The organism is Paenibacillus hodogayensis (assembly GCF_039536325.1).
GTDB classification, from domain to species: Bacteria; Bacillota; Bacilli; order Paenibacillales; family NBRC-103111; genus Paenibacillus_AB; species Paenibacillus_AB hodogayensis.
The window spans coordinates 548,927-566,176 of record NZ_BAAAYO010000001.1 but is presented as its reverse complement, the minus strand read 5'-3'; the positions used below and the strand labels follow the sequence as shown (position 1 = coordinate 566,176).

Genomic DNA, 17,250 nt, shown 5'->3' with positions numbered 1-17,250 from the left:
ATGGAGCAGACCATTCACGGACTGAAGGGAAACGGGAACGTGCATGACCGGAACGTTGACTGGTTGGTGAAACATATTGGCTATACGTTCTATAGCGTGCGGCTTTTCCACAATGAAACCGGCCCATTTCGGCTGAGGTGCGCCATGTTAATGTTCGAAAGAGCCTTAAATCGCGCCGGAACGGTCCGTGCCGCGAGAATAAGGCTCTTTCGAGCACAAGCGCGAGCCGCTGGCGATGACGTAAAATAGTTTGTGTACCAAGAATTGGGCCTAGCCAGGCACCAAAAAAGTAGGGTATCCTCGGGACTGCGACACCACCAAGGAGGAACCCTACTCGATGACTACTATACCCGAAAACCTGCTTTCAGATCTATTTGAAAATCTTGTCACTCGGTTCGTGAAAGAAAACCTGGAGTCGATCATGAAGGCGGAAATGAAGCACTTCATGGAAGACGAGCAGGAAGGGCAGCGTAACAGCCGTAACGGCTACTACAAACGCAGCCTACATACCAAGTACGGACACATTGAAGAGCTCGAAGTACCGCGGGATCGCAATGGCCAGTTCCAGACGCATGTGTTCGAGCCGTACCAGCGACGAGACGGATGGCTGGAAGAAGCCGTCATTCAGATGTACAAAGGCGGCATGGGGACCCGAGACGTTGCACGCTTTATCGAGGGCATGTTCGGCAGTCACTATTCACCTACGACCGTCAGCAACATCACCGCCACCGTACTCGAAGACATTCAAATGTGGCAGCAACGCCCTCTGCAAAAGCGGTACGCTGTCATTTACTTGGACGGTCTCTACGTCAAACTCAAACGCAGCACCGTGAGCGGCGAGGTCATCTACTTCGCCATGGGCGTTGATGAAGAAGGACGGCGTCAGATCCTCGGGTTCTACGTCGGCGGCCAAGAGAGCGCAAACGGCTGGCGCGAGGTACTCAAGGATCTGTACAACCGAGGCGCTACCGAGGTCCTGCTCGGCGTATTTGACGGCTTGTCGGGGCTCGAGGAAGCTTTCCGCGAGACCTATCCCAAAGCCGACGTGCAGCACTGCGTCGTGCATAAGGTTCGCGCAACGTTCCCCAAAATCCGTGTCCAACACCGAGCGGATGTGGTTGCTGATCTGAAAAAGGTCTACATGGCGGAGGATTACGATTTGGCGCTCGCCGCCTTCGACACCGCCTCTGCCAAGTGGGGAAAGCTGTATCCCAAAGAAATGAAGACATGGAAGGATCAGTTGCCGACGCTGCTTACCTTCTACAAGTATCCTCCCTTGATCAAGGATGCCATCTACACCTCCAATCCGATCGAGCGGATGAACAAAGAAATTCGAAAGCGGCTTAAACCGATGAACAGTTTGACCAACATGGATGCTGCCGAAAAGATTGTTTATCTCGAGGCCATCGACTATAACGAACGCTTCGAGAGCCGCGTCATCCGTGGCTTTGGAGACCCTGCTGTAAAGAAAAAACTCGCTGAGATGTTTGAGGAACGGTACCCCCACTGATGAAAAGGCAAAAGCGGAATCGAACTCCCGCGCCTTCGCTTGGGCTACGCTTTCCAGCTTCACGATATCTGTACGCGCATAACGATGAGATACCTTACTTACACAAACTTCTTGACGCTACCCCGCTGGCTCGGAAAGCGGCCCATTTCGGCCGCCGTGCGCCGTGTTAGTGCGCGTTCGAGCCTTATATCGCGCCGGAACGGTCCGGTCCGCGAGAATAAGGCTCTTTCGAGCATAAGCGAGAGCCGCTGGCTTGGAAACAGGCCCATTTCGGCCGCCGAGCCCAATGTTAATGCGCGTTCGAGCCTTATATCGCGCCGGAACGTTCCGGTCCGCGAGAATAAGGCTCTTTCGAGCATAAGCGCGAGCCGCCGGCTTGGAAATCGGCCCGAACCGGCCGCCGAGCCCAATGTTAATGCGCGTTCGAGCCTTAAATCGCGCCGGAACGGTTCGGTCCGCGAGAATAAGGCTCTTTCGAGCATAAGCGCGAGCCGCCGGCCCCCATGCTAGTGCGCGTTCGAGCTTTATTTCGGGACGAGACTCTATTGTCATGTAGCTATAATTTTGCAGAGGGCTGGAACGATGTCGCGTCCAAACCCGCGCTCAAGGACTTGAGGCGAATAAGTCCGAATATCGGCGGCGGAGATGTGCCGTGTTCTTAGGCGCCTTCCCTGCTTTAAGCGGCTTCCTCGCTTTGAAGCGGCCTCATTTGAACAAAGAGGAGAGCGAACATTTTCTATATTGTATAATTCCCATCGGGATGATAGTATTAGGAAAAATGGCGAGGGAGCGATTCAGATGAGCAAGCCGCTTTTGGTTATCGTAGGGGCAGGTCCGGGAGTCAGCGCGGCCGTGGCCCGCAAGTTCGGGGCCGCCGGGTTTCGGGTGGCGCTTCTCGCGCGCAATCAAGCGTCGCTGGATACGCAGACGAGCGAACTGACGGAGCAAGGGATTGAAGCTTACTCCTTGACGGCGGATGCAGCGAATCGGGAATCGATCGAAGAAGCGTTCCGGATCGTACGGGAGCGTTCCGGTTCGCCGGATGTGCTGCTGTACAACGCAGCAGTCATTTCCAGAACAACAATAACCACCTTGTCCGAGCAGCAATTGATCGACGAGTTCAAAGTGAATGTGGGCGGAGCTTTGACGAGCGTCCAGCAGGTCGCGCCGCACTTTGTGGAAAGAGGGGAAGGAACGATACTCATCACCGGCGGCGGACTCGCGCTTAGCCCAAACCCGGAATATGCTTCGTTATCGCTCGGCAAAGCGGCGGTCCGTTCGCTGGCCTACTCGCTCGCTCAGGAATTGAAGCCCCACGGCGTCTATGTCGGTACCGTCACGATCGGCGGTTATGTGTCCAAAGGCACGTTCTTCGATCCGGATCGGATCGCGGATAAGTATTGGGATTTGTATCAAAAACGCGATGAACCGGAATACGTGTTTGCGCAGTCCGAGTCCTGATCCGTTAAGCAAAAGGCGCTCCGGCCGAACCGGTAGAGGCGGAGTTACACGATATAAGCCAGCCCTCGTCAGGAGGCTGGCTGTTTGTTTTGGCAAAATCAGGCCATGTTCCACTTTCACACGGGTTCAAGTACAAAGTTAGACCTTTCCGGTATCCTTGGAAAAGACTGAATCCTTTGGGCCTCAAGGGATCGATCCACCCGGAATACACAGAATTAGCTCTGACTTTGTACTACATTCCCTTTCCCGAGCACGGCAGACCCAACAAAGCGGGTGCCTCTTCCGGAAACGAAGCCACCTGCATACCCAAGCTGTACCCACCCAATGTGACATGCAGGCCGCCGTTTTCCGCTTTTTTGTAGCGAATTTCTTTTGCCTCCAAAGCCGTACGGACTTGGGCCAGAAAATCGGCACTGCTGACGCCAAATGTGACATGCATCTTTGGAGGAAGGGCAGTCATGCCGATAGGAAACCATTTTCGTTCCTTAGAAGCCAAAACCGCATGAGCCGTCCCGCCGATGGCGAACGTAAAGTTGTCGTATACTTTGTCGAGCTTGACGGCAAGAAGCTGCACGAGCCGTTCCCGGAAAGCAATGACGTCGTCTACCGGAAACCCGACTTCTCTGAGGTAGAGGATGCCGAACTCGCCGCTCGGAGGCAATACCCCTTCTTGGACATACGTGTGGCTGATTATTTCCAGCAAATGACCATCCCCGTCGCGAAAATATACGTTTTGCCCGGTCCCGAAATCGTCAATCGTTCTGCCGTCGGGCCATTTCAGCAGCGTTACCCCTCGTTCCCGGAGACGATCGACCGCCTGATCGAATGCGGAATGAGCCACCTCAAAAGCCAGATGGGCCGGGGTTAGCGCTTCGGCAGCTTGCCAGAACGATAAGGTGAAATGCACGGTCGGCTGGAAGACGATCTCGCTTTCAGATTCGTGAACGATCGGGAAGCCGAGCTGATCATGGTAAAATTGCTTGACGCCTGCAACGGATACGGTATAAAGCTCCAGCTTGGAGTAATGAGTGATCATCATGGCTCACATCCTTTGTAAAGGTGGGAGGAAGCTCGAAACCAAAACTCGCTGGCCAGGCATTTCCCATGCAGAGGCCTAGTCATCGTTGGTTCTTTCGCTCATCTCATACAGTTAATAAACTTATTATACTTTTATGTTTATTAAATGGCAATAAGGCACTATCCCCGCCATTTTGCCGGGGAGTAGAGCTCAATCCTCCCCGACTGGCGAGTTCGTTTCAAAGCCGCTCGACAAAAACACGATTGGCTTCCTGGTGAATATACCGGAGCAAGGCGATTAGGTCGGTCAATCGCTTTTCGTGCGAATCATAGACGCGATCCGGACGAAGCCGTTTGATGCTTATCGCTTCGTGGATGAGCCCATGCCACTGCTGCGGAATCGTTGTCATTCCGTAGTACCCGGCCTGAACTTTACTGCGGATATCGTGCTCTTTTAAGGTGTAAAGCTGCCGCAGCATCCCGAGCGTACACCATTCCACAGCTGTATCAAGCCGCTTCGCGACGCTCTCCGGATCGGCTGTGCCGAGCAAGGTCGATTGCTCCTCTAATCGACGGATCCAGCTTACCCAATACGTATTGAGGTTTTCGATGACGTATTGGAGCAAATCCTCCGTTTTTACTTCATACGAAAACGACTGTTCCGCTCCATAGACCTTCATGCCGTGATTTTTTAAAATCCACCATGTGATCGGGTTCAGATCGGCGCCATATCCGTTGGAATGCACTTGTTTGTTGAAGTAGGTCAAAAAGAAGTTTTGTTCGCTTTGCGCTTTTCCCACATCCTGAATGGACAAGTAAGCGCCCATGATATCGGCGTGGGGAAACTCTCTTTCCACCGCTTGATGAGCTGCGGAGATGGTCTCGATATCGGACATGCTGGGCGGCTCTCGAAGGATTGTTATAAAATCGATATCGCTGGAGCCTTCGATGAAGTCTCCCAATGCGACCGAACCATAAATATATACGGATTCCATGTTCAAGTTGCTCCTGCTTAAACCCTCACATAACGTTTCCATCGTTCGTTCCACGATTTGCGGCAGCATAAGTGGCCTCCTTCATCATTCTATATAAGTTGAACGAAAGAACTTCATGGGCAAGGTTTATTCCATAAAGGGGTTCAAAACAACATGTTTGAAGCGGCAAGGCCATCCTTTTCGGAATGCAACGGGCTTCAATCATTCGTTCAACTTATATAGTTCCTAAATATTGTTTATAGTTTATTCGCAATCGTCATACCGGGCAAGAGCGGTTTTACCCTGCTTTTTCGGATAAATTCATTGAAGCCAAATCGCCTCTTGTTCCAAAGCGAGCGTGGCCGGACAATGAGGAGAGAGGGAAGTGATCCCGCGAAAGGAGTGGTGGCGTTGCATTCGATTTCGAACACAAAGAGCCTGGAAGAGGTCGGTATAGGTAAACTTATCGCCTCTCATCGGGTAATGGGAGGAACGCAGAAACATGATGTCGATAAAAAACATGGTGCGGGGCTTGGAACAGGATGCTCCGGCCAAACAACTGATCCGGCTGTGGGATCATGATGCGGGAACGTTGAGGTTTTGGAGGGCGAGCAGCAATTTCGTTTATTCGTTTGCCCGAAACGGCGTTCGGCATTTCCTTCGTTTCATTCATGAAGAGGACAATGCGCTGGAACGGATTCAAACGGAGCTTGATTATGTGCGCTATCTGATCGCAAACGGCTATCCGGCGGCGGCACCCGTCCGTTCCAACGATGGAAAATGGATCGAAACCGTCCATTCGGAGGAAGGAGCGTATTACGGCGTCGTCTTCGAGCAGGCCAAAGGCATTTATCTTTCGGTAGATCGGATGACGGATTTGCATGCCGAGAAATGGGGGACGGCGCTTGCCGAGCTGCACGTTTTATCCGAGTCTTATCCGTCCGCTGCGGTAGCGCAGAGAAGCTGGGACGACGCGCTGACCTTTGTTGCCGCGGTGCTGCATCGGCATCCCGACGAGCGCGGAGCGCTGCGGGAGCTTGAACATGTGCGCGGGCAATTGGCGGAGCTCCCTGCCGGGCCAAGGCTTACGGGAATGATTCATTACGATTTCGAAGCCGACAACATGTTCTATGAATCCGAGGAGGCACGCTATTACGCCATCGATTTCGACGATGCGATGATTCATTGGTATGCGATGGACATCGTATCGGCCATCCGCGATCTGGAGGAACAGGGGAACGAGAGCGCTCGACGGAAAATAGAACGGTTCTTGGCCGGATACCGATCGGTCAAATCGCTGGATGAACGGTATGTGCGTTTGTTTCCCTTGTTCCAAAGGTTCGCCGATCTTTATACGTTGGCTCGCCTCCTGCGTAGCTTGGAAAAGCTGGACATTTACGGCTTGCCGGAGTGGGCCCTTACTCTGAAAAACAAATTGCTGGCAGCATGCTCGCGCATAAACGAACGCTACTCGCCGGTCGTACGGCTCGAGTCCATCGGGCCAACGAATTGGTATGCCTGCACTCAACTGGAAGTGACGGATGAGCAGAAAAACGTGTTTCCCGTCCCCAATGTGTACTGGCTCGCAGAGTCGGCCTATTGCGGCTTCGCGCCTTTGGCGGTGTATGCCGGCGAACAGTTGGCCGGGTTAGCGGTTTACGCCGTCGATCCCGACGATGGCAGCTATTGGATGATGGCGCTCATGGTGGACCGCAAATTCCAGCGTCAAGGGCTGGGGCGATCGGCTGTCAAGGAACTGATCCGGCATATGCGCGGGAAGCACGATTGTGACAAAATCAGGCTCGGTCATCGACCTGGGAACGAGAGAGCGTCCCGCTTGTATGCCTCGTTGGGATTTGTGGAAGTGGCCCGGACACCGGATGAAATCGTACGGGAACTGATATTTTCGGAATAAGCGACGGGATATGGGCAGCGCCGGCCGGCAGAAATGTCGGCAGAAGCCGTATTTACTGCCTGGCGCACTTCTATGAAGTTGAATATGTCGCCTGAAAGTCCGCGTTCCAGTCAAGCACGAATTCGTGAGAAACCGACTGGCGCTGTTACGACAGCGTCTCCCACCGTGTCCACAATTCCGACGGGTTCCGTACGTAAACCTCGTTCTCTCTGAACATGAATTGATGCATGATAAATTCTCGGCGGATCGTGGCGAAATCGTCATGAAACGGTTTAATAAATTCGTTGATTTCTTTCTCGCTGTACAAGCGTCCCGGTTCGAGCCTCGACACCAGATGCTCCAGCACGATAAGCTTTTTCTTGAGCTGGACGGGGATGCTTTTTAACTTTCCTTCGGCTGTAAAAAAGTTTTTCATAACGGATTCCTTCAGCCGCTTCCGGGTATCGTCCATAATCGACTCGCCTCCATTGTTGCGGTAAATCAGATTTTCTGTAGCGCTGGCATTGCTTTTAAGAAAGCTATGGTTCAATGAAAAATAAATCGTATTCTTGTCCCGCCGTTCGTTAATCAGGCTCGCTTCCCGAAGCTTCGCGGCGTGGTGGGTGATGGTCGCAGGAGTAACCCCCAGTTTTTCCGCCAAATCTTGACCGTTTCTCTCCCCGTCGGCCAGCAAGATCAACATTTTGATCCGAGTCGGATCGGAAAGAGCTCTATGGTAACCGACAACCTTATCCAATTGCATGGACTCATCATCCTTTCTTTTTTATATATTAGATATTCATTAAATTAGATATTCGTTAAATTACATTTTATAGAAGCGTCATTTCATTGTCAATAAGCAAAGGCCCCCTGCCAAACAAAAAGGACTTTGCCATGCGGCTCTTAGCCGTTGGCGAAGTCCCGAAATTCGATCGGAAGCGAGCTTGTCATCTTGTTTCATCCGTCTGAATGCGCAGAAGCCTTTCCGCTGCCGCTTCTGCCGTCTCCAGACCGGCCCAGAACAAGCCGAGCTCGTAATCCATTTCGCCGATAAAGGCGCTGTCCGGAAACACTTCGTGGACGAAGAAGCACCGGTCGAGACGGGCGTCACCGAGCTGGATCGCCTGCAGATGCGTTTTGCCCCATACCGAATCGTTGATGCCGCGCAGCACCGACAAAAATCCGACCGCGCGACCGATCCTCTCCTGAACGTCGCTGCGGATGGCGACTTTGCAGAAGGCGGCGGCCAGCTCCGGCTCCGGGCTGGCAGCGGGCATTACGAATACATTGGCGACGAGCAGGGTAGCCTGCTTGGGACCGAACCGGACAGGCGCGGCTTGCGGCTCGAAGGGGAGCGACTCTTCCTTGAGCGCGGCCAGCTCCATGGCGGTAGTGAGCATCATGGCAGCATGCTCCGTCGCAAAGGGCTCGATATTGCGGCTGTTTTTGTTGCGGGTATGCAGAATGGCCGTCCGTTTGCGGTAGAGCATATCGTGGAGCAGGTTCAGCGTTGCCCGAAGCTCGGCGGCGTGCTCCCGCAGCCGTTTGAAATCCACTCCGTTCTGCAGGGCGATGACGGGCCAACGGTTATACGTATGCGACAACGATAAAGCATACAAGTCCGGAATGCCGTCCCCGTTCGTATCTTCGGACAGCTCCAACAGAGATTCCGGCGCTTCGTCATCGTGTTGATAAAGATTCGGCGGTGCGATACCGTATTTGTCGAACAGCGAAGGGTTGTAGGCGACGAACACCGGCGAGAACGTAACGGGCAGCGCCTGCAGTCCGGATGACCCTGTCAAGCTGTCGAGCAGCTTCGGGTAAAACAACTTCTTCGTATGTTGGACGATATCCGACAAGTCCGTATATTCCTCTTTACGCTCCAGCTCCCGGTACTGTCTGTCGGTGATAAGCAGCAGATCCGGGTAAGGCCCGGATTCCCGCAAAGCGTGAACCGACTTCCAGAAGTCGACGGCGGATAGCTGCAGCAGCTTTACATCGGTATGGGGGTGCTCCTTCTCGAATGCTTCAATGATCATGCCGAGCGCGTAGTCCGCATAATGGGATGGCGAAGTAGTGACGATCCGCAGCGTTTTGCGCCGGCGCTCCTCCTGCGGAACAATCGCGGATACGATGCTGCCGAGGCCGGGCTTCTTCACGATCAGTCCTTCGTCGACAAGCGTGTTCAGCGATTTGCGCACGGAAATCCGGCTTAATCCGTAGCGGAGAGCAAGCTCGTTCTCGGATAGCAGGAAATCGCCCGGCTTGAGGACGCCGGACTGAATATGTTCGCGGATAATGCCGGCGAGCTTCAAGTATAGAAAATCGGTTTTGCGTTTCATCGGAATCCTTTCTGAGACGCTTTTTTTTGTTCGCGCTCACCAATAATTGTATTGTATATAACAATAGATTGGATTACAATGTGAGTACAAGAATGGAATAAGTAAGGTACAGGTATTATATTTCGTTCTTGTCTACTAACCAATGGGAGGTGCAAGACGGATGAGGCTGAGGCTCGGAACAAATGCCGGTCTCAAATTTGCAATCGCTTTCATTTTGGTTTTGCTTCCGCTATTCGGACCGCCGGAACGGGCCCGAGCAGACGGGGGGAGCGCGTACGGTCCAAACCTGCTGAAAAACGGAAGCTTCGAGACGTGGAGCGGGGATACGCCGACAAGCTGGACGAAGGGGCTTGCGGCCGGAGGCACGTTGAGCAGGGAGACGGACCCGGCGAACGTGCAGGACGGAGCGAGCTCGGCCAGACTGTCGGCGCCCGCGGCGACGGGAGACTCCGCATCGTTGCGGCAGAACGGCATTGCGGTAACGGGCGGCAAAAACTACCTGGTATCTTTCTATTATAAAAAGCCGCTTTCGCCGTCGACCGCCTACGTATACTTCAAGCTGACGTACCGGAAAAGCGACGGCACGACGATAACGCCGACGACGGTGGAGAAACTGCCGACGGCCGAGAGAGCGAGCTTCGTGCTGTTCCAGAAAAAATTCGCCGTTCCGGCCGAGGCCGTATCGGTTACTTACGAATTTCTAATGCAGAGAGGAGCAGAGCTGATTGTGGACCATGCTTCGTACGCCGAAGCGACCGGCGACGTGCCTGAAATCGGCGAAGGACCGAATTTGCTCGCCAACTCCGGATTCGACGCATGGTCGTCCGGGCAGTTGAACGTTTGGACGCCGGTTGTGGCGGACGGGGGCCAGGTGTTGGCGTCCAGTCAGGCCGGTTACCGGCTGAAGGGCAGCGCCGTCCAATTGGATGCGCCGCAGCCGGGCGACAGCGCGGCCGTCGTCCAAGGAGCACTGCCCGTATCGGGCGGACAGCTGTATCGGGCCTCCTTTACGTACCGGACGGATTTCGTATCGGGGACGGCGCAGCTGCGCGTACTGTTCAAGGATGCGGCCGGGCAGACGCTGCGGACGGTAAGCGCGGATTTGTTCGACGAGGAGCACGATCGGTTCGCTACCTTGGCGGAGCTGGACGCTACGGCGCCGGCGAATGCGGTGACGGCGGCATTCGAAGCGGTCGTCGAGCACGGGCGCGTCTGGGTCGACGAGGCTTCGTTCCGGACGGTTCCGAATCTTATCACAGACGGCAGCTTCGAGAGTCCGCTCGCCGCAAGCGGCTGGAGCGCGGCTTCCGCGCCCGGAACGACCGGGGGCTCCGTCGTACGGGTAACGTCGGGCGGCTTCGATCTGGATGGAGCGGTTACGATCGCAACGTACGGATCGGAAGACGAGTGGAGCGTCGGGCAGTCGACCGGACCGCTGCCGGAAGAATATCGCCGTTTCAAAATCAACGCGCTTTACAAGGTGCAGCAGATGGGTGAGGGCGCGGAGTCGTTCATACGCTTGACTTGGCTCGACGCGAACGATCAACCCATCCAACTGACGGCCGGCGCCAATCCGCCGTTCGCTTCGGGACAGCTGCCGCTGACTTCGTTCGATGCACCCGTATTGGAGCGGGACGGGGAGTGGCACCGGCTGACGCAAGTGCTGCTGATGCCTGCGGGAGCGGCGAAGCTGGAGCTTCGGCTCGTCGGACGGGGCGGCGCATCCGAAGTCATGTGGGATGGCATCCAGATCGAGCCGTACCTCGATATGTACAAAGCGGACGGGGCGCCGGCGACCGGCCTGACGATGGCGTACAGTTGGTCGAACGAAATCGATCCGGCCGTTTTCTGGTCGAAGATCCCGGCCGCTTCGCTGCAGCCGACTAGCGCCCCGGTATGGGAGTCGGGGTTGTTAAGACGGCATTTCTTCGGACTCGACGGTTACTACTATTTGAACTATTACACGCCTTTTAACAATAAAATGTCGCAGGCCCGCATCCCGTATCTGGAACATACGGTCGGCGTGTCCGCTGCAACCGGGGCTCCCTCGACGGTAAAAGCCGGCGATTTGCCTTTCAACGTGACGGCTTCGCCCGACGGGCCGAACCGGGAATATTACGCCGGCGGCAACCAGGCGTCTGTCGGTACATACGCCACGTTGTATACGTTGACCGGAGAGCAGTCCTTTCTCGACCGGGCAAAAGAACTGATGCAGTTCAGCGATTACTCGCAATACAAACCGGATGGAGACAACCCGTTCGTGCGTATCCATTACCCGGAAGAATGGCAGCGGCTTCTCGATACGGGGCGGAACGTCCAATTCCGCGGCGGCTGGGACTACAAATTCAACTACAACTGGACAAACGTATACGGCTACACGTATCCGAAGCATTCGCCGGATGGCCATGTCAATGCCCAGATCGGAGGGCGGATGCTGCATCTGTACCCGTATGCGGACGATGCCGCCAGCGTACTGAATGCGGTATACGAGTTCGCCTACAACCAAATTCCGCTTAACGGCTTCAACTACGGCATATACAAAGACCGCGCTTACTATTGGTTCGGATACGGGCCTTCGACAACGGGCATTCCGAACGATGCCAGCAATCCGCTCGGCGATGGGACGGACAATATTAATGCGGCGAAAGCCCATGTATTCGCCAAGGTCGGCTATTTGCGCAACGATCCTAAAATGCTTGAGCTGGCCAGAGGACTTCTCTGGTATTTGGCCAGAGAATATGAGTACGACGGAGCGTTTTACTACGATTCGGCGGAAAATCCGCTGAACACGACCCGCGCGGTACTCGACCAAAGCCATGAAACGATGATGGTATGGGATGCCATGCACGCCTTCGCCTATTTGAAGCAAGCCGGAGTGGATATCGGGGCGGAGGAAGCGGTGTGGAACGAGGCGCTCGATATGACCGTAACATCCGCACTCTGGTATCAAGGCGACCGTTATATCAAGGCGCTAAAGGCGTACGACGGCGCGCCGGAACCGAATGCGCCGCTGACGATCGCGACTTATGTCCAAGCGATTGGCAAAGGACCTTACACGAACGTGAAATGGTTCGACAAGCTCGGTCCGAACATGGTCGTGCCGGCGTCGCTGAACGTGCGCATTTCCAAAATCGTGCCACCCTCCGCTGCCGAAACGGATTGGACGGTCGATCCGAACCGGGATGTCGTCTATACGGTAACGCCGGGCAGTATGGCGGATGACGGGATCGTGCTGCCTTGGCCGCTTCAGCAGGGAGATCTATACCGGATCGCGTATACCGCAACGACCGGTGCGGGCTTCGATCGGAACGTCGACACGATGCCGAATGCCGGAGCCGCCTTTTACTTGGACGGCGGTAGCGGCGGGAAGCTGGAGATTGCCGAGGCGATGGCTCCGCCTATGCGGATCGACCTGAACGTGAACGCGTCGAACCTGCTCAGTTTCCCGGCGCAGCTGTACTTCCCGTTCCCAAGCGCGACATCGGCGGCGCTGGAGCTTCCGACGGCTCCGGCGGCGCAGGCCTATGCTCCGCCCGTCTGGCGAACGGACAGTGTCAGCGATACGGTCACGATGCATTTCAAGCAACTCGCGCCTACGGTGACCTTCTCGACGTACACGAACTCGATTTACGGGCAAGTGGCATTCAGCAGGTATATCGAATACGCGTTCTTCTTGCCGCGAACGTCGGAAGGGGAGTATACCGTCTCCCTCGAGCGGTTAAACGGCAACGTCACGTATACCGCCTCGATCGATGGGCAGCCGCTCGCGGTGGAAAGCCTCGTGTCGACTGGTTTGCGCGCATCGGTCGCCGATCTGGGCTCCGTCACGCTAGCCCCGGGCTGGCACACGATCCGCTTCGATACGCCGGGGTCAATGAGCATATTGAACGTGCAGTTTACCGCGTCGGCCGTGACTCCATAGCGATGGCAATGAGACGCTGAAACAAAAGCAAGGTACAGCTCCTCCCTTATGTGGGGGGGCTGTACCTTTTTGGATGTATGGGAGCTAAATAAGTTGAACGAATGATGGGGAGTCCGTTCCATTCCGAAAAGAATGGCCTTGCCGCTTCTCCTGGAAGTCCATTCGTTCAACTTAGCTAGGTATGGAGTTTTAAAGCACGGTAGTTATTTTTTATATAGCTGAGGCCGGAATATACCGTTAAGATGAAAGCAATACCGAGGAGTATTTGATCGATGGGAAGATCGGTTGGAAAACGAAAAGGACCATGGTTCAACAGGATCGCTACTATGGCTGCGACTTGAAAAACCATTTTGATTTTACCGTGCCGATCGGCTTGTAAAATGATTTGCTGCGATGAAGCTACAACACGAATGCCCGTAATGATGATTTCTCTAGCAATAATAATGAAAGCGATCCAAGCGAAAACCAGCTGCTGGCTGACTAAAAGAATCAGAGCAGTGGATATTAGCAGCTTATCGGCCAAAGGGTCCAATAGCTTGCCCAGCTTCGTGATTTGATTATATTTCCTCGCTATATACCCGTCCAATTTATCCGTAGCGGAGGCAAGCAAGAAAACGGTCGCAGCATAATACGTGCCGTATGAGCTTACATGCTCAAAGATTAAAATCAAGATAGGGATGAGTAAAATTCTTGCAATGGTAATTTTGTTGGCAAGATTCATCGGTTACCCCCTGCATTAGGAAATGTAGTCAGACCTTAAACAGTACTCATGGAATGGACGAATACACAGGATTAGCTCTGACTTTGAACTTGTACATTGTCAACGCTAAAACGGTGCCTATTTCGGGTTTGCAACTGTTCATTTCCGCAGGACGCAGCCACATGATAAGAATTGACAAGGTACTAGAGCGTGTCTTCAAACCTAATTGAGCCAAAGCAAATAGTTTGAAGACACGCTCTAGTCGAGCATTACCGAACGATGCTTGGCACGAAGCAGATCAGCTTTGACGGGCGTATGGCCATTGATGATGTTGCTGCAAAGCGCTTGATCAGTGTATACTTAGAATAAAGTCGGTGATCCATTTGAAAAATCAACTGATCTCACAACAATCGGAAGAATTCGATCGTATTGCTGCAAGCTGAAACAGCAGCGATCATTAATCAAATGAAGCAAAAGGTTAAGAAGGATGGCTGATTGCTATCTTTTTTTTCTATCAATGACCCATTAACTCACCAACTCTGTCTTCAACGCTCATCAGATAATGAAATGGTCCGCAAAAGTGGAACAACAGCCGCATATTCCTGTAAATTTCGGAGGAATACCGTTTATGAGGTTCAGTTGGAATAAGATTTTCATTGCAGGCACCTACCATAAGCGTCTATTTGGCTTCGGATTCTTGACCGTATGTGTCCCGATCCTACTGGTCGCATTCTTATCCTATACATTAGTTTCTGGGCATGTGCAGAGAGAAGTCAACCGCGCGAACCTGGATATGATCAACCAGATGCAGCAGAGGATCGATGCTTCGCTCCAATGGATATCAAAGACGATCCGCGGACTTGTTCTGGACCCTACGCTTCAACAATACATTTATCAGAACGATCGGAGCAGTTATATCAATATGATGCAGGTAACGGAAAAGCTAAGAGCGGTTTCTCAATCCATTGAATACGAGAACAGCGTCAGCCTGCTCCTGCCTGCGGAGAGAGTTCGGCTCTCTACGACGAAAGGTTATGAAACGGTCAGCGACATGTCCGAGAGATATCCGTTCATGAGTTCTATGGGTGCGGCTTCCGATCCCAAGTGGATCGTGCAACCGGAAGACCATACTTTCACCTATGTGCAACCGCTTCCACTTTTCACAACCGTCCCTCTTGCCTTTTTAATGTTAGACATCCCGAGTGACGCCTTCCAATCGATTCTGAACTCGGTGGAACCCCAGCGTACGGGAGCGATTATTTTGATGGACGAAGCGGGGACTCTTGTTGCCAGCGCTGGTTCGACAACAGATCTTGGTTCTCCACAGGCATGGCCGGACTGGCTTGCGCCAATTTTGGATGTACCAGTGGATGTTGGCGCCCGCTCCGGCTTTGTTTCGCTGGACCAGTTCCCCGCCCAGATCGTATATTCGAAGTCGCCTTCTACTGGATGGATATCTGTGTTGCTTGTTCCGACATCTGCTATGAACGCTTTAAAAGCTGAGGTGGCATATACGACGCTTCTAGTATGCCTAGCCGCCTTCGTAACGGGAATTTTGCTGCTGTATTTCAGTTCCCACAAGTTGTATGCTCCAATCCGCAGTCTATTGAGGCAGCGGATCGTTACTGCTGAGAACAGTCAAGATCCATCTCAGGTCAAGATCGACGAGTGGAATTGGATTCGTCAGGAATGGGGCCAGCTACAAGACAAGCTCGGACGTTTTCACGAACGATCGTCCCGAGACGAGACTGCGCTGCGAGATTTTTTGTTCCTGCATTTGCTGTACGGCCACTATGAGAACGAAAGCGGCGATCGGATCCGTGGACTGATCGAACAGTATGGCATGAACCCGGACAACGGATGGGACGTTATAGTCGTAGAAGTGGAAAATTACGAGTTACACGGCCGATTCGGAAAAGAAGATCGTTCCCTGATCCTTTTGGCTGTATCCAGTGTATGCCAGGACATTCTGAACCAGCACAACGTGGACAGCCACTTTGTAAACGGGCTCGAGACCCCCCATGTGATAATTGTAATGCAGACTGCAAGCAGGGCCGCGGATGATCAAGAGCGCTCCGTAAGGCACCAGATTGCGGAGACGATTCGACTGTATGTACATACCTATTTGAAAATTCCGGTTTCTATCGGCATCGGTACCCGCTACGATCATCCGAAAGACATCCGCTCCTCGTACCTGGAAGCACTGGAAGCGCTCGGCTTTCGGATGGTTGCAGGTGGCGGCAGGACCGTGCACTACCGAGATTTGAAGCCACTGAGTCATGATTTCGTTTATCCATATAACCATGAGACGGAAATCGTGCAAAGTTTGGAGAAAGGTAGCCGAGAACGCGTTCAGCAGTTTTTCGATGAGTTCAGAGATGCCGTCACTGGGCGACGTTATCCGATCTCTCAGATCACGCGTTCCTTTCATATGCTCTACGTTAGGCTCGTACAGTCCGCTGTTGAGATGATCGGGAATGACGCCAACCCACTGTTGAAGATGGATGTGTTTGAGCGGATGATGTCCGCTCGAACGCTCGACGACATTGAGCGCTTGTTCTCTAAAGAAATATTTCCGAGACTGCTTCCCATCTTCGAAGAGGCGATTGTCGACCGGGGAAAAGCACTCGTGGATGCAGCTGTGCAATTTATGCGGGAGCATGCTTCTCAAGATCTCACGCTCACTGCTGTAGCCGACCACACAGGAGTCAGCCATTCGCATTTTAGCAGGCTATTCAACAAGCATACCGGCCAAAGCTTTGCCCAATTCGTAGCAGAGCTGAAAATCGAACGCTCGAAGGAAATACTCGTCTACACTGACAAAACCGTCGTCGAAATTGCTGAAGAAGTCGGATACACCGAACGTGCGTTTCGGCGTGTATTTAAGACACTGACCGGACAGACGCCGGCTCATTACCGACAGCAACAAAGATAACGTCTCTCCTACACTGTTGAAGGTGTGATCTTGCCGGGAGGATAGCCCTGCAAACGGCAAACAGATACAGGATTTGCAAGACACTACCCAGTATCGCGACGCTACTCGGTTGTATAACTTCATTTATTGTGAACTCAAATTCAGCAAGCGGCCCAGCCTAAGAGAAGGATGGGCTGTTTTTTTGTTTTCATAATCGGTTATCCATGTTTCCAGTTCGAGTGTTCTGGATCAGACCAAACGGCTGATTCAAGCGACTTTCTCGAGATCTTGCCAACAGGCTAGCGGTTTGAAAATCCGCTCTAGAAGGCGGCCTTTTTTTGCTTTTGTGCTGATGACAGGGAGCAAAAAAAGGCCGGCTGCAATTTGTGCCTAGGCAACTTCCTTTGCTGCAGAGCGCTTTCGGGGCGTCAGGTTTGATATGTTCCCGCACAACTATTCGACTGTACCCATGCCGAACGTTTCATTCTATGATGGACCGCGAAAGGAGGAAAGCTT

At 53.3% G+C, this 17,250-nt stretch carries 10 protein-coding genes; 5 read left to right on the top strand and 5 right to left on the bottom strand.

What is annotated here, in order from left to right:
- The first annotated feature begins 337 nt into the window (after window positions 1-337).
- Complete coding sequence (locus tag ABD796_RS02155; protein ID WP_344902108.1) at window positions 338-1,510, top strand: IS256 family transposase; 1,173 nt, start codon at window positions 338-340, stop codon at window positions 1,508-1,510.
- A gap of 798 nt (window positions 1,511-2,308) precedes the next feature.
- A complete protein-coding gene (locus ABD796_RS02150; protein ID WP_344902105.1) occupies window positions 2,309-2,971 on the top strand; it encodes an SDR family NAD(P)-dependent oxidoreductase in 663 nt (220 codons plus the stop codon).
- Window positions 2,972-3,203: 232 nt separating this feature from the next.
- Here ABD796_RS02150 and ABD796_RS02145 read toward each other — a convergent pair whose 3' ends face one another.
- Complete coding sequence (locus ABD796_RS02145) at window positions 3,204-4,010, bottom strand: VOC family protein (RefSeq protein WP_344902102.1); 807 nt, start codon at window positions 4,008-4,010, stop codon at window positions 3,204-3,206.
- A 217-nt stretch (window positions 4,011-4,227) separates the two neighbouring features.
- The gene (locus ABD796_RS02140) at window positions 4,228-4,983 is read right to left on the bottom strand and encodes an aminoglycoside adenylyltransferase domain-containing protein (protein ID WP_344902099.1); all 756 of its coding nucleotides are present in this window, start codon (window positions 4,981-4,983) and stop codon (window positions 4,228-4,230) included.
- Window positions 4,984-5,464: 481 nt separating this feature from the next.
- Here ABD796_RS02140 and ABD796_RS02135 point away from each other — a divergent pair, with 481 nt between their 5' ends.
- Window positions 5,465-6,877, top strand: a complete 1,413-nt coding sequence (locus tag ABD796_RS02135; protein ID WP_344902096.1) for a GNAT family N-acetyltransferase — start codon at window positions 5,465-5,467, stop codon at window positions 6,875-6,877.
- A 145-nt stretch (window positions 6,878-7,022) separates the two neighbouring features.
- Here ABD796_RS02135 and ABD796_RS02130 read toward each other — a convergent pair whose 3' ends face one another.
- A complete protein-coding gene (locus ABD796_RS02130; RefSeq protein ID WP_344902093.1) occupies window positions 7,023-7,619 on the bottom strand; it encodes a DUF2087 domain-containing protein in 597 nt (198 codons plus the stop codon).
- Window positions 7,620-7,803: 184 nt separating this feature from the next.
- The gene (locus ABD796_RS02125; protein ID WP_344902090.1) at window positions 7,804-9,198 is read right to left on the bottom strand and encodes an extracellular solute-binding protein; all 1,395 of its coding nucleotides are present in this window, start codon (window positions 9,196-9,198) and stop codon (window positions 7,804-7,806) included.
- Between the two features lie 160 nt (window positions 9,199-9,358).
- Here ABD796_RS02125 and ABD796_RS02120 point away from each other — a divergent pair, with 160 nt between their 5' ends.
- Window positions 9,359-13,120 (top strand): carbohydrate binding domain-containing protein, encoded by a 3,762-nt coding sequence (locus ABD796_RS02120; RefSeq protein ID WP_344902087.1) that lies wholly within the window; start codon window positions 9,359-9,361, stop codon window positions 13,118-13,120.
- A gap of 175 nt (window positions 13,121-13,295) precedes the next feature.
- Here the strand turns inward: ABD796_RS02120 and pgsA are convergent, their stop codons facing one another.
- Window positions 13,296-13,841 carry a CDP-diacylglycerol--glycerol-3-phosphate 3-phosphatidyltransferase gene (gene pgsA / locus ABD796_RS02115; RefSeq protein ID WP_344902084.1) on the bottom strand — a complete coding sequence of 182 codons (546 nt, stop codon included), beginning with the start codon at window positions 13,839-13,841 and terminating at the stop codon, window positions 13,296-13,298.
- Between the two features lie 607 nt (window positions 13,842-14,448).
- On the opposite strand from pgsA, the gene ABD796_RS02110 reads away from it, so the two are divergent.
- Complete coding sequence (locus tag ABD796_RS02110; protein ID WP_344902081.1) at window positions 14,449-16,755, top strand: helix-turn-helix domain-containing protein; 2,307 nt, start codon at window positions 14,449-14,451, stop codon at window positions 16,753-16,755.
- The last annotated feature ends 495 nt before the right edge of the window (window positions 16,756-17,250 follow it).

Bases quoted from the DNA above. Each gene is read 5' to 3' on its own strand.
- ABD796_RS02110 (WP_344902081.1), top strand. From the start codon at position 14,449: ATGAGGTTCAGTTGGAATAAGATTTTCATTGCAGGCACCTACCATAAG.
- ABD796_RS02135 (WP_344902096.1), top strand. From the start codon at position 5,465: ATGATGTCGATAAAAAACATGGTGCGGGGCTTGGAACAGGATGCTCCG.
- ABD796_RS02120 (WP_344902087.1), top strand. From the start codon at position 9,359: ATGAGGCTGAGGCTCGGAACAAATGCCGGTCTCAAATTTGCAATCGCT.
- ABD796_RS02125 (WP_344902090.1), bottom strand. From the start codon at position 9,198: ATGAAACGCAAAACCGATTTTCTATACTTGAAGCTCGCCGGCATTATC.
- ABD796_RS02145 (WP_344902102.1), bottom strand. From the start codon at position 4,010: ATGATGATCACTCATTACTCCAAGCTGGAGCTTTATACCGTATCCGTT.
- pgsA (WP_344902084.1), bottom strand. From the start codon at position 13,841: ATGAATCTTGCCAACAAAATTACCATTGCAAGAATTTTACTCATCCCT.
- ABD796_RS02130 (WP_344902093.1), bottom strand. From the start codon at position 7,619: ATGCAATTGGATAAGGTTGTCGGTTACCATAGAGCTCTTTCCGATCCG.
- ABD796_RS02140 (WP_344902099.1), bottom strand. From the start codon at position 4,983: ATGGAATCCGTATATATTTATGGTTCGGTCGCATTGGGAGACTTCATC.
- ABD796_RS02150 (WP_344902105.1), top strand. From the start codon at position 2,309: ATGAGCAAGCCGCTTTTGGTTATCGTAGGGGCAGGTCCGGGAGTCAGC.
- ABD796_RS02155 (WP_344902108.1), top strand. From the start codon at position 338: ATGACTACTATACCCGAAAACCTGCTTTCAGATCTATTTGAAAATCTT.